Raw genomic sequence first — 13,669 nt, forward strand, 5'->3', positions numbered from 1 at the left:
GCTTTTATTATTAATAATTATTATCAATTAGTAATTGTAATAATTATCACTTGAAAATAAATGGAGATATGATAAACTTTAAGTATTCCTTAAACGATAACAAAGATTCACTTTATTTAAAGGGGGTACTGGGTTTGTCAGAAAAAACGAGCAGTTTACATGAGCACACCACATATTTTAATCAGGCCAGAATGTCTGTATTCTTTCAGCATATCGAACTCATTGCAGCAATTGTCTCTGGAATACTTATTTTCTTAGGCTGGTTTTATAACGAATCCCCTGCTTTGTCAGCTATTTTATTTATCAGCGCATTTATAATTGGCGGTTTTGCTAAAGCGAAAGAAGGGATCGAAGCCACACTGGAAAGCAAAAAATTAAATGTGGAGCTTTTGATGATTTTCGCTGCTATCGGATCCGCTCTTATTGGTTATTGGGCTGAAGGCGCGGTCCTGATTTTTATTTTTTCTTTGAGCGGGGCCCTTGAAACCTACACTATGAACAAAAGTAAAAAGGATTTAACCTCTATCATGGCTCTCGAACCAGAAGAAGCCGTTCTGTTGTCAAACGGAAATACCCGGGTTATCTCAGCAGCCGCACTATCCGTTGGGGAGCACATATTAGTAAAACCCGGTGAGAAAATTGCAGCAGATGGACTTATTAAATCGGGGAATTCCAGTATAAATGAAGCAGCACTTACTGGAGAATCAGTTCCTGCGGAAAAAGGCGAAGGTGACGCCGTTTTTTCAGGAACGATAAACTTAAACGGCTCACTCACGATTGAAGTGACGAAAAAAAATGAAGATTCCCTGTTTAAGAAAATAGTAAAACTGGTTGAAGCTGCGCAATCAAGTAAATCGCCATCCCAAAAATTTATTGAAAAATTTGAAGGGATTTATGTGAATGCCGTTTTGTCTGTCACGGCAGTTCTGCTTATTCTTCCCCATTTCCTGCTGGGCTGGAGCTTGAATGAAACATTTTACCGGGCCATGGTGTTTATGGTTGTAGCTTCACCTTGTGCTCTTGTTGCCTCCATTACGCCGGCATTTTTATCGCTGATTTCGAACGGAGCGAGAAACGGTTTATTAATTAAAGGCGGAAAATTCCTTGAAAGTTTAGGAGATACAAAAGTCGTTGCGTTTGATAAAACGGGAACGATCACAACCGGCACCCCTGAGGTAGAAGCTTTTATTGCCAGTGCCGATGAGGATAGCACAGTAGTTTTGACAGCAGTAGCATCAATTGAAAACCAGTCGTCCCATCCGCTTGCAAAGGCAATCGTTCGTTTTATAAACAAAAATAATGACACACAATACGAGACACTGTCGATTGAAGAAACCTCGGGATTTGGTGTTTCTGCACAAATCAATGGTGAGAAATGGACCGTGGGAAGGGATGCTTTTGTAGGCAAGAAGGAAGCAGAATTGTTTCTTCAGCGTCAAGCCAATGATACGAAGACAAAAGGGTACACGTTGGTTTTTGTAAAGAAAAATACTGAAATTGTTGCATGCTTCGCCTTGAAGGATAAGATCAGGCAGGAAGCAAAAGAAGCGATACAAGTACTAACGAAAATGGGAATAAAATCCGCTATGCTTACGGGGGACAACCGGGAAACTGCCCTTGCAATAGCTAAGGATGCAGGAATATCAGTTGTGATTTCTGATTGCCTTCCTGAAAATAAAGCAGATGAAATTAAAAAGCTCCGTGAAGCCCACGGCACTGTTTCTATGATCGGTGACGGGATAAATGACGCTCCCGCACTTGCTACAGCAGACGTCGGAATTGCAATGGGCGGAGGAACAGACGTGGCGCTTGAAACAGCGGATCTTGTGCTCATAAAAAACAATTTATCAAGCTTGACAAGAATGGTCAAACTCTCAAAAAAAATGAATCAAATTATTAAGCAAAACATTATCTTTTCTATGGCAGTCATTTGTCTGCTCATTTGTTCAAATTTCCTGCAAATTTTAGATTTACCTTTAGGAGTCATAGGTCATGAAGGCAGTACCATATTAGTAATTCTGAATGGATTAAGGCTGTTAAAATCATAAGCACAAAGAAGCTGGTACTTTATAAGGCCGGCTTATCTTTTTGATATTCAAGAATCTCTTTCTATCGCGTTTATTTTTTTCTTTTCATTATCGGGACGCTTCATTACGATTATAAACGAAACGAGGAAGCAGAGGAATCCGATCGCACAACCGTAAAAGAAACTGAAATCATAGTATTCAACTAACAATATGCTAAGTGCTGGAGCTGATAGTCCGCTAAAGCATAAGAGAGACACAACACTTTTATTCAAAAATTTTTTCAATGCAGACCTCAACTCCTGTTTCATCCGATCTCCAACTCAGTATACCAAAAAATTCGGGTGTATTCCTTTATAATGTATGTGCTTTTGCGCTTTTTCATGTGACTTACATCATGCTACAATAATGAAACGTTAATAAATGGAGTTGAATCGCGATGGATCGCATTGAAAAAATATCAAATTGGTTAAAAAATCAAGGGGCAGATTGTGCATTTATCCACTCAAAAGAAAACGTTTTTTACTTGACTGGTTTTTTGACAAATCCACATGAAAGAGTAATGGGTGTGTTTCTTTTTCCGGATGAAGAGCCTTTTTTTCTCTGTCCGAACATGGAAGTCGAGCAGGCTAGAACGGCTGGTTGGAATCATCAGATTATTGGCTACGGAGATCATGAAAACCCCTGGCATCTCGTGAAAATAGAGTTGGAAAAAAGAAAGCTGGCAATCGAAGCTGCAGCTATTGAAACGGAAGAGATATCATATGCACATGCAGAAGCTCTGAAATCGGTTTTTTCCGGAGCCGAATTTGTTTCAGTTGACGGAAAGCTGAAAGAAGAAAGGCTGGTAAAAGACAAGCGCGAGATAGAGATTTTGAGAGAAGCTGCCAAGCTTGCTGACTATGGTGTTGAAGTCGGTGTAAGTGCGATTAAAGCAGGAGTTAGCGAAATGGATGTTTTAGCAAAAATAGAATTTGAATTAAAGAAAAAAGGAATTCAAGACATGTCATTTTCGACGATGGTCCTCTTTGGAGAAAAATCGAGCAAGCCTCACGGAAATCCCGGCTTAGAGCAGTTAAAAGAAGGAGATTTCGTTCTATTTGATCTAGGAGTAGTTTTCGAAGGGTATTGCTCGGATATTACAAGAACTTTTGCCTATAAGCATATGGATGAGAAGCAGAACGACATTTACAACACCGTATTACATGCAGAAACGTCTGCGTTAAAGATGTGTAAGCCCGGGGTTCGGATAGGTGACCTAGACAAAAAAGCAAGAGAAATCATTGAAGAAAGCGGATACGGGGATTATTTCCCACATCGTCTCGGGCACGGGTTAGGAATTTCCGTTCATGAATATCCGTCTATCACTCATACGAATGATTTGCTTTTAGAAAAGGGAATGGCATTTACAATCGAACCGGGGATCTACCTTTCTGAGGTCGGGGGCGTCCGGATAGAGGATGATATTTTGATTACCAATGACGGCTTCGAAACAATGACAAGCTATCCTAAGGATCAAATGATCATCAAATAACACTAAGGTTGGGATCTATCATAATTGTTAGGTGGGTCTTTTGCTGCATAAAAATGAAAAGTTAATTTTTATTGTGATGAATTCAGCCATTTAGGTCAAACTATCAACAAACAATAACAATTTTAGCGAAAAACAAAGAATTTTGTTAAAATGGATCACTTGTCAGATGACAACTACGGATGTATGATGTAATATTGTGAGCGTATATTAAGCATAGCAAAAAGGAGATCGGTATAATATGGCACAAAAGACATTTAAAGTAACTGCAGATTCAGGTATCCACGCACGTCCCGCAACAGTTTTAGTTCAAACTGCAAGCAAATATGACTCAGATATTAACCTTGAGTATAATGGAAAAACAGTGAACCTAAAGTCTATCATGGGTGTTATGTCTCTTGGCATTGCAAAAGGTGCTGAAATTACAATTTCTGCAGCTGGATCAGATGAAAATGATGCACTTAGCGCACTTGAAGAAACAATGAAGAGTGAAGGACTAGGGGAATAATGTTGGAACTAAAGGGGATCGGTGCTTCTGCAGGCATTGCAATTGCAAAGGCTTACCGCCTGGAAGAGCCGGATTTATCAGTAGAAAAGAAAGCCGTTACAAACTCGGAGGCTGAAATCGAGCGATTTGCTCAAGCGGTTGAAAACTCAAAAAAAGAGCTGGAAGTCATCAAGGCTCATGCGTTAAAAGAACTTGGACAAGACAAAGCCGATATTTTTTCCGCGCATTTGCTCGTATTAAGCGATCCGGAGCTCTTGAACCCTGTAAAGGAAAAAATCAGCTCCGAATCAGTCAATGCAGAATTTGCTTTAAGAGAAACCGCTGATATGTTCGTTAGTATGTTTGAATCAATGGATAATGAGTATATGAAAGAAAGAGCTGCCGATATTCGAGACGTGACAAAACGTGTGATCGGGCATTTGCTTGGTGTGGAGATCCCAAATCCGAGCTTGATTTCCGAGCAAGTGATTATCGTATCGGAAGATTTGACTCCTTCTGATACTGCTCAGCTTAACAGAGAATTTGTCAAAGGTTTTACAACAGATATCGGTGGACGCACCTCACATTCAGCGATTATGGCCAGATCTTTAGAAATCCCGGCAGTAGTCGGCACGAAAAAGGCTACCCAGGAAATCGAAAATGGAAAATTGGTTATCGTTGACGGGATTAGCGGAGAAGTAATCGTTGACCCATCAGAAGATGCGATCGCAGAATATAAGGCGAAAAACGACAAATTTTTAGAACAGAAAGCAGAGTGGGCGAAGCTCGTAAATGAACCAACTGTAACTACAGACGGACAGCATGTGGAACTTGCTGCGAACATCGGTACACCTGCTGACGTCAAAGGTGTTCTTGAGAATGGCGGCGAAGCGGTAGGCCTTTATCGTACCGAATTCCTTTATATGGGCAGAGACCAGCTTCCGACTGAAGAAGAGCAATTTGATGCGTATAAATCAGTTTTGGAGCAAATGGAAGGAAAGCCGGTTGTTGTAAGAACGCTTGATATTGGCGGAGACAAGGAACTTCCATATTTGCACCTGCCAAAAGAAATGAATCCATTCCTCGGATTTAGGGCCATCAGACTGTGCCTTGAGGAACAAGACATTTTTAAAACTCAACTTCGTGCATTGCTCAGAGCGAGTACATATGGAAATTTACGGATTATGTTCCCGATGATTGCTACTGTCAATGAATTTAAAGAAGCAAAATCTTTACTGCTTGAAGTAAAAGAAACGCTTTTGAATGAAGGGCATAAAGTCAGCGATGATATACAGATCGGTATCATGGTTGAGATTCCTTCTACAGCGGTTTTAGCTGATCAATTTGCGAAAGAAGTCGACTTTTTCAGTATTGGAACGAATGACCTCATTCAATACACAATGGCAGCAGACCGTATGAACGAACGCGTGTCTTACTTATATCAACCGTATAATCCTGCCATACTGAGATTGATTACACTCGTTATAGAAGCAGCCCATAAGGAAGGGAAATGGGTTGGAATGTGCGGTGAAATGGCTGGAGATGAAGTAGCGATTCCTATATTGCTGGGACTTGGATTAGATGAATTCTCGATGAGTGCAACATCAATCCTTCCAGCAAGAACACAAATCAGCAAGCTATCAAAAGCAGAAGCTGAATCATTCAAAGAAAAAATCCTTTCCATGAGCTCAACTGAGGAAGTAGTATCATTTGTTAAAGAAACATTCAATGTTTAACACGTAAGGCCAAATCACTTGATTTGGCCGTTTTTTTATCCAATTTTAGTATCCTTTTCAATACAATTAATAGAGGACATACCGTATAATAATTATAATCTTGGCTGTTTTAATTTTTAAGGAACAGGGATGATTTTTATTATTAGGTGAACTGACAGAAATAATAGATGTTCCGTTTCCTGCTAGAATCCATAAATATTCAGCCCAATTAAGAAGTAAAATGAAAAAAGAACGAGTTTCAAGCCGTATTAATCATATAAAAAAGGATTTTTCCACTCCATAAGAACCCCGTAATTCACCGATTCCTCATCGTCTAAATAGTTTCTCACAACCCCAGTAGGAACCCTGCCGCATTGAATAAGAAACGATAGCACCGGATCTTTCCGTAAGCCTTGCAGTACCGATTCGACATATTCCTCCGGCGTCATCGTGTCTTTCACCTGATGATACAATGGTATTCACCCTCCGCCAAGAAGACGTTCAAGCCTTCTATGTACAACGAGCTCATACATCGTTTGCATCAGCCATTTTCCGATACCAAGCTTTCGGTATTCAGGATCAACTGAAATATCTGCGATATACAAAGTGTTCCCATTTTCATTATGAGTTCGAATAAAACCATTATCCGTTACTTCCTCCCACGTATGTCCAGGTTTCGATGGATCAAATGCAACAATTAAGCTTGTCATGCTTCCGACTAGCCGGCCATTTATTTCAGCACACATCGCTCCCTCATTAAAGTGACGGACATGGGAATCCAGCTGCTCCTTGCTCCATAAAAGCTCTTCGGGGAATGGGGGAGGAAAGCATGTTTGCTGCAGGGATTGTAAAGCTGGGATATCCGAATAGTCATAATTGCGGATTATCATTTTTTCATAACCGTTTTCGCTTTTTACAAATAATTCTTTTATCATTCTTAGTCACCCCGCCTTTCTTTTTATTATAAAAAATCTTTTAATGCGGGCATAGAAAATATTTGCTGGTCAAATCAGCCCCATCATTAACCTCAGTTAAGGTTAACGGGCTAATATTGAAATACCTTAAAAAGTTCAGGTGCATCCCTTTATTTATAAAAAATTTAGCCGATAACGATAGTAAAGTATCATTTCTACAGTAAGCTGGTGATTATCGCATGGCGCTAATTGATTTTGAATATTGAACCGGATTTGTTAAAAAATATTAATCTCTTAAAACTGATTGATCAAAAGGATCGCATGCTCTTTCAAAAGAATTTTCTCCAAGCTTTAAATGGCGTTTCGTCAAGCTTTCATTTTTCGCTGCAGAATAAATCGGGAAGATCAATTCTGCTTCGTGCAAACATGATTCCGAGTAACGTGAAAAATGATACACCAGGTGTTATTGTAATTGCAGAAGATATTTCTCAAATCCGGAAAAAAGATGAAGAGATCGCTTTTGCAGCATTTTACGATCAATTAACGGGTTTATATAACAAAAATTATCTTTTACAGCAATTTCTTCTGCAATCTACAACAGAAGGAGTGCAGCATTCGTACTTTCATATCGATATCGATAATTTCAAAAAATGGAATGATTTATATAGCATGTCCTTTGGTAATGATCTGCTCATCGAAATAGGAAAAAGGTTAAAACAAATAATTGTAAAAGGAAAAGATACGGTGGCTCGAAATGAAAGTGATGAATTTGTCATTTTATCAACAAGGTTAACTGCTGACGGAGCAGCCGCGTTTGCTGAAGAAATAGCAGAACAATTAAAAACAGGATTTTGCATTAACAACACAAAATGTGATCTCACTGCATCTATTGGAGTTGCATTTTCTGACGCAAAAACGCCAAAACAATTCGACCAATTGACTCGTCTTGGTGAGACGGTTATGCAAAGCGCTAAGGAATCCAAGGTAAGTGTATTTTGTATATTCCTGAGCTTGACGAGAAGAGGTTAGATGAGCTCCGGTTGGAAAAGGAACTGAGGTCATCCCTGCAACAGGACTGTTTTTATGTCGATTACCAACCGAAAATTCATAGCGTAACTAAAAAAATGATCGGCGTTGAAGCATTGGCCAGGTGGATTCATCCGCAAAAAGGAGTTATTCCGCCGAGCGTGTTTATTCCAATCGCTGAAAAATACGGGCTTATTAATGAATTGGAAGAGCGTGTGTTCAAAAAAATTTGTGAACACATTAAAGAATGGTCTGACAGGCTGGAATTTCCTTTCAGAGTTTCAGTTAATATTTCACAGCTTCATTTTGCCCATAAAAACCTTTATCAATTTATAAAAGACACATTAACTGAATTTGACATCGATGCCCGCTATCTTGAACTGGAAATCACTGAGTCTGTCATGATCATGGATGACAAGTATGTAATCGATCAGTTTTCCAGGATAAAACAGCTTGGGATTGAAATCAGCATGGATGATTTCGGAACCGGTTATAGTTCATTAAATTACATCAATAAGCTTCCAATCGACCGGATTAAAATCGACAAAAGCTTTATTGATGAGATCGTTACCGATCAAAAGTTCAGATCAATTATTAAAACCATTGTTACGATGGCTGATTATTTAGAACTGGATGTTATTGCTGAAGGAGTGGAAAAGGAAGAGCAGCTCACTTTCCTGACGAGCATCGATTGTTTTAAAATTCAAGGGTATTTTTATTCGCCGCCTGTTCAAAAAGAACAAATCAGTTCTTTCATTTATAAGCAGTTTAAAATCGCTTGATTCAGACATAGCCCTTTTTTCATGATAAGATAAAGAAAAAAGGGGGGCTTTTAGATGGATTTAAATTTAAAGGACAAGGTTGCAATTGTCGCTGCAAGCAGTAAAGGACTCGGGAAGGCGATCGCAGAAGAGCTTGCAAAAGAACAAGCCCATGTTATTTTATCCGGACGAAATGAACAAGCATTAAAGCAGGTGAAAGAGGAGCTTTCGTATTTAGGGAGCGGCCTGATCGACTACCGGGTTTGTGACCTTTCAAACAGCGAGGACATAAAGCAGCTCATTCATGCTGCCTTGGAGCGTCACGAAAGGATTGATATCCTAGTAAACAATGTGGGCGGCCCAAAAGGAGGAAGCATAGCTGATTTAACAGATGACGATTGGAAGGATTCATTTGAGCTTCATTTGCTCAGCTATGTCCGCTTAATCCGGGAAGCTTTGCCGTATTTAAAGAAAAACGGCGGGAAAATAATAAATATAGCATCTTCTTCTGTTAAAGAACCAATCCCTGGTCTTCTCTTATCAAACACCTTCCGACTTGGAATCGTCGGGTTAACAAAAACGTTGGCAACAGAGCTTGCTGAATTCAATATTTTGATTAACACCCTTGCACCCGGCAAAATCGCTACCGACCGCGTTGCTTATTTGGACCAAAATAAAGCGGACACGCTCGGAAAAAGCGTAGAGCAGATAAAAAAGGAATCGGAATTGCAAATCCCTCTTGGTTCCTACGGTGATCCAAACGATTTTGCTGCATATGCGGCGTTTTTGCTATCTGAAAAAAATACATATATGACTGGGCAAACCCTTCTGATCGACGGCGGATTTGTGAAATCTGTATAATAGAAAAAAATTTTAGAGGAGGCTTCTCATGGGAAAATCAGTTGGTTTTATTGGTCTAGGTGTAATGGGTAACAGTATGGCAGGACATATCATGAATAATGGATATCCGCTTCATGTGTTTACAAGAACGAAATCGAAAGCAGATGAGCTTATTGAAAAAGGAGCGAGTTGGAAATCGTCCGTTCGTGGGCTTGCAAGTGAGTCTGATATCATTATCACGATGGTTGGATACCCACGAGACATTGAAGAGGTCTATTTTTCTGAAGATGGAATTATTAATCACGCCAAAAGCGGCAGCTTCTTGATCGATATGACCACATCAAAGCCGTCTCTTGCTAAAAAAATTTATGAGGAAGCGAAAAGTAAAGCTCTGATCGCTATAGATGCGCCTGTTTCCGGGGGAGATATCGGTGCGAAAAATGGTAAGCTTGCGATTATGGCGGGAGGAGACAAATCGGCATTTGATGAACTTCTTCCCCTTTTCCAAACGATGGGTGAAAATATTCAATATCAAGGTCCTGCAGGCAGCGGCCAGCATACGAAAATGTGCAACCAAATTGCGATTGCTGCCGGCATGATCGGTGTTGCTGAAGCCATGGTGTATGCGGAAAAATCCGGACTTGATCCTGAGAACGTATTAAAAAGCATAACGACAGGTGCAGCAGGCAGCTGGTCATTGTCCAATCTCGCGCCGCGCATGCTAAATGGTGACTTTGAACCAGGCTTTTACATTAAGCATTTTTTAAAGGATATCGGAATCGCATTAGAGGAAGCGGAGCTCATGGGAGAAAAAATGCCGGGGCTGGAGCTGGCTGAATCACTTTATCAAAAGCTAGTGGAGCTAGGAGAGGAAAACAGCGGTACACAAGCTATTTATAAGCTTTGGAAATAAGTGAACCTTCAACCCGCTAAGAGGGCATCGTCAAAAATAATATGCAGCTGGTTTGCGACATACTTGCCAGATAATAAAAAACAGCCTTCGATGAAGGCTGTTTTTTTAAGGTTCTTGATTCTTATTTTCCAATAAATTGCTGAGTCCAGTAGTTGCCGTCTTTTACATAACCTACGCCAATGTGGGTAAAGCTAGGGTTCATAATGTTTTCTCTATGACCTTGGCTGTTCATCCAAGCATTAACGACTTCTTGTGGAGTTTGTTGACCCATGGCAATATTTTCACCGGCAGTTTTGTAGCTGATGCCAAATTGCTTCATCATATCAAATGGTGAACCATAAGTTGGGCTGTTGTGGTCAAAGTATCCTTTGTCTTTCATATCTTGAGATTTTGTACGAGCAACATTGCTCAATTCTTCGTCTAGTTCAAGAGGTTTTAGCCCTTGCTTTTGTCTTTCGGCATTTGTTAGCTCAACAACTTCTTTTTCGAATGCACTTACAGATGAATTGCTTGGCGCTTGCTTTTGTTCATTTTGAGCAGGCTGTTTAGGCTGAGCTGCTTCCTTTTGTGGTGCTTGAGCAGGCTGCTTAGGTTGAGCTGTTTCCTTTTGTGGTGCTTTTGGAGCTGCTTGCTCTGCCGGTTTTTGTGGTTGGGCAGGCTGAGCTGCTTCCTTCTTAGGCGCTTGAGCATTTGGTGCTTGGCCCTGAATTTTTCCCTCTTTAATATAGGAATCTAATAGAGCCTGTAATTTATCTTGATCTACAGATTGAACATTCTGTACGTTCTTAATATCTTTAGAGGTTTGAAGATTAGCAGTGCCTCCGCATATGTTTTGCGCATCTGCATGATTAACCCCGCTGAATGTAGCTAAAGCTGCTGCTGTTGCAACTGAAAGTAAAATGCTTTTCTTCATGTAATAAATCCTCCTCTGTTTTTTTCTACACAAGAATCATAACATGAGATTTTCGTAATAATATCTCCATAATTCCCCATTACAATTATTGATTGTTATTTATTTCTATTAATCTTTAAAAACTTTGTTATAACAAGAATGAAACCTATCTATCTAGTGAAACGTCTTATCTTATATTTCCAAGTTTTACGTTGAAATGATAATTTTACTTCAAAATTATGATTGACACGATATTTTCATCTTTCTTTCTGTAACATCCATTACAATAATGTTACAATATTATCAGGTCTCGTAAATAACAAGATTAGGAAAGGGGAAGCGAAATTAGTGACTGGTTCAAGTCAATCTCCTGATCAAGCCAAAAAGAAAAGACGGTCAAGAATCATTAGGATAAACCTTTATTTCTTTGCCGTATTCGCATTGTTTTCTGCACTTATTATTCGGCTTGGTGTTGTTCAAATTGTTCATGGTGAGGAATACACCCAGGAAGTAACGAAGGTAGAGTCGTCTTATGCAACGTATCCTGCTCCGCGTGGGAAAATGTATGATAGAAACCATAAAGTGGTTGTCGACAATAAAAGCATTCCTGCTATTAGCTATACATTGGAGAAGCATGTGAAGCCGGATGAAATGCTGGCTACTGCAAGAAAGCTTGCAGAGTATATTAATATTGATCCCAGCTTTTTGAGAGAACGGGACTTGCGGGATTATTGGCTTGTTGCTTATCCAGAGAAAGCCAAAAAATTATTAAGCGAAAGCGAAAAAACGCTGGAAGCAAAGAAATCGTATCCATTGCAGGTGGAAAGGGTTCCTGAAAGTGAACTGAAAAGAATAAAGAATGATCCAAAGGAATACGAAATTGTAGCAATCTTCAGGCGTTTTGCAGGTGGATCGTATTATGAGCCGCAAATCGTATCGTCTATGGACCCTGACAAAAAACAATCGGATAAAGATAATCCGGGCGGAAAGCTCACGTATGAGGAAGTTTCAAAGGTGTCGGAACACTTGGATGAGCTGCCGGGGGTAGATATTATTACCGATTGGACCAGGTCATATCCGTTTGGCGGCGTACTCTCGTCTATTTTCGGCAACATTACGTCACCCGAGCAAGGAATTTTAAAGGAACGGGAAGATTACTATAAGACGAGAGGATATGCCGGGAACGACAGGGTCGGAAAAAGCTACATTGAATACCAGTACGAAGAAGATTTAAACCCTGTTAAACCAAAGATCAAATTCGAGGAAGACAATAATGGAAATATCCTCAGCAGAACCGAGGTTGAAAAGGGAAGAAGAGGCTATGACCTGCAACTTTCCTTTGATATGGAGCTTCAAAAGAAAGTGGAAAAAATCATCGAAGAAGAATTAAGAGCTTCACGCGGACGAGGCAACTACATGCTTGACCGCGCATTTGTAGTTATGATGGATCCGAATAACGGTGATGTTTTATCTATGGCTGGAAAGAAAGTCGATTATCAAACTGGCAAGATGAATGATTTTTCGTACGGAGCGTTTACGACGCAATATCAGATTGGTTCTACCATTAAAGGTGCCACAGTCCTGGCGGGTTACCAATTTGGTATACCTCATCGTCAATTTTTTACAGACCGTCCGCTTCATTTAGGAACATTAACAAAGTCGTCGTGGAAGACAATGGGAACGATTAATGATTTGACGGCACTAAAACAAAGCTCGAACGTTTATATGTTCGAAATCGCCATGAATATTGCCGGCGTAAACTACACCCCATACGGCCCATTGCCAGCTGATTTCGAAGATCTAGAAACGATGAGAAACTATTACAGCCAGTTTGGACTGGGAGTTCCAACTGGTATCGATCTTCCGAATGAAGCGGCCGGAGGAAAGTCAGATTCAAGGATGGTCGGTGGATTGCTTTTGGATGAGGCGATTGGCCAGTATGATACGTATACTCCATTGCAGCTTGCCCAATATGTTTCAGTCATTGCTAATGGCGGGTATCGGGTGCAGCCCCGGGTAGTTTCAAGTGTTCATCAGCCTGACAACGGTGAAACGATTGGTCCTGTCTTAAAGGACAACAAGCCGAATATCTTAAATAGAATTAACAACAGTGATGAGGATATTGAACGCGTACAGCAAGGGTTCAAAATGGTGACCAGCTCACCTGGAGGAACGGCTTTCGGACTGTTCGGATCAAACGATGTTTCCGGCAAAACCGGGACGGCGCAAGCACACTATTATGATGTGAATCGTGAATGGTTTGGCCGTGAAACGTATAATTTAACCTTTGCCGGCTATTATCCGTCGGAAAATCCGCAAGTGGCATTTAGCGTTATCGTGCCATGGGTACAAAGCGACAAGGACAGAATTAGTAAAAACATTTCTAAACGGGTGATCGATGCATATGTTGATCAGCAAAAAGAATATAGTAAAGAATAGGCGAAACCTTAAATAGTAGATTTTTCTTGCCGCTGATAGTTAGCTAATCACCCCCCAGTATTTACGGGCGGCCAATCAACACATGAATATTACCTGCCCGCTAATATGGGAGAAAAGCACGAATGTT

Annotated in this window: 10 protein-coding genes and 1 pseudogene; 9 read left to right on the top strand and 2 right to left on the bottom strand. The window is 40.2% G+C overall.

Annotation, left to right across the window (positions count from 1 at the left end; genetic code table 11):
- The first annotated feature begins 134 nt into the window (after positions 1 to 134).
- From AM592_RS04165 to ptsP, 4 genes are all read left to right on the top strand, one after another.
- A complete protein-coding gene (locus AM592_RS04165) occupies positions 135 to 2,048 on the top strand; it encodes a heavy metal translocating P-type ATPase (RefSeq protein WP_053602615.1) in 1,914 nt (637 codons plus the stop codon).
- A gap of 415 nt (positions 2,049 to 2,463) precedes the next feature.
- A complete protein-coding gene (locus AM592_RS04175) occupies positions 2,464 to 3,558 on the top strand; it encodes a M24 family metallopeptidase (protein WP_053602617.1) in 1,095 nt (364 codons plus the stop codon).
- 238 nt (positions 3,559 to 3,796) lie between these two features.
- The gene (locus AM592_RS04180; protein ID WP_053602618.1) at positions 3,797 to 4,063 is read left to right on the top strand and encodes a phosphocarrier protein HPr; all 267 of its coding nucleotides are present in this window, start codon (positions 3,797 to 3,799) and stop codon (positions 4,061 to 4,063) included.
- Entirely contained in the window at positions 4,063 to 5,778 is a 1,716-nt protein-coding gene (ptsP, locus tag AM592_RS04185; protein WP_053602619.1) for a phosphoenolpyruvate--protein phosphotransferase, read from the top strand. The genes AM592_RS04180 and ptsP overlap by 1 nt, the downstream gene beginning before the upstream one ends.
- A 248-nt stretch (positions 5,779 to 6,026) precedes the next feature.
- Here the strand turns inward: ptsP and AM592_RS04190 are convergent.
- Positions 6,027 to 6,692, bottom strand: a pseudogene (locus AM592_RS04190) (GNAT family N-acetyltransferase).
- A gap of 234 nt (positions 6,693 to 6,926) precedes the next feature.
- Here AM592_RS04190 and AM592_RS04195 point away from each other — a divergent pair.
- From AM592_RS04195 to AM592_RS04210, 4 genes are read left to right on the top strand one after another with little or no spacing between them, the layout of a single operon-like run.
- The gene (locus AM592_RS04195; protein WP_148564311.1) at positions 6,927 to 7,700 is read left to right on the top strand and encodes a GGDEF domain-containing protein; all 774 of its coding nucleotides are present in this window, start codon (positions 6,927 to 6,929) and stop codon (positions 7,698 to 7,700) included.
- A gap of 11 nt (positions 7,701 to 7,711) precedes the next feature.
- Positions 7,712 to 8,479, top strand: coding sequence for a putative bifunctional diguanylate cyclase/phosphodiesterase (locus tag AM592_RS04200; RefSeq protein ID WP_158320291.1), 768 nt, complete (start codon positions 7,712 to 7,714; stop codon positions 8,477 to 8,479).
- 54 nt (positions 8,480 to 8,533) lie between these two features.
- Positions 8,534 to 9,319: an SDR family oxidoreductase gene (locus AM592_RS04205; RefSeq protein WP_053602622.1), complete on the top strand. Its 786-nt coding sequence runs from the start codon at positions 8,534 to 8,536 to the stop codon at positions 9,317 to 9,319.
- Positions 9,320 to 9,347: 28 nt separating this feature from the next.
- Positions 9,348 to 10,211: an NAD(P)-dependent oxidoreductase gene (locus AM592_RS04210; RefSeq protein WP_053602623.1), complete on the top strand. Its 864-nt coding sequence runs from the start codon at positions 9,348 to 9,350 to the stop codon at positions 10,209 to 10,211.
- Positions 10,212 to 10,332: 121 nt separating this feature from the next.
- Here the strand turns inward: AM592_RS04210 and AM592_RS04215 are convergent, their stop codons facing one another.
- Positions 10,333 to 11,124: a CAP domain-containing protein gene (locus AM592_RS04215; RefSeq protein ID WP_053602624.1), complete on the bottom strand. Its 792-nt coding sequence runs from the start codon at positions 11,122 to 11,124 to the stop codon at positions 10,333 to 10,335.
- 327 nt (positions 11,125 to 11,451) lie between these two features.
- Between AM592_RS04215 and AM592_RS04220 the strand changes: the two genes are divergently transcribed.
- A complete protein-coding gene (locus tag AM592_RS04220; RefSeq protein ID WP_053602625.1) occupies positions 11,452 to 13,542 on the top strand; it encodes a peptidoglycan D,D-transpeptidase FtsI family protein in 2,091 nt (696 codons plus the stop codon).
- Positions 13,543 to 13,669: the final 127 nt, after the last annotated feature.

It is taken from the genome of Bacillus gobiensis, from assembly GCF_001278705.1.
GTDB lineage: Bacteria > Bacillota > Bacilli > Bacillales > Bacillaceae > Bacillus > Bacillus gobiensis.

Excerpts from the sequence above, each read along its gene's own strand:
- AM592_RS04210 (WP_053602623.1), top strand. The coding sequence starts at position 9,348 with ATGGGAAAATCAGTTGGTTTTATTGGTCTAGGTGTAATGGGTAACAGT.
- AM592_RS04180 (WP_053602618.1), top strand. The coding sequence starts at position 3,797 with ATGGCACAAAAGACATTTAAAGTAACTGCAGATTCAGGTATCCACGCA.
- AM592_RS04215 (WP_053602624.1), bottom strand. The coding sequence starts at position 11,124 with ATGAAGAAAAGCATTTTACTTTCAGTTGCAACAGCAGCAGCTTTAGCT.
- AM592_RS04205 (WP_053602622.1), top strand. The coding sequence starts at position 8,534 with ATGGATTTAAATTTAAAGGACAAGGTTGCAATTGTCGCTGCAAGCAGT.
- ptsP (WP_053602619.1), top strand. The coding sequence starts at position 4,063 with ATGTTGGAACTAAAGGGGATCGGTGCTTCTGCAGGCATTGCAATTGCA.
- AM592_RS04175 (WP_053602617.1), top strand. The coding sequence starts at position 2,464 with ATGGATCGCATTGAAAAAATATCAAATTGGTTAAAAAATCAAGGGGCA.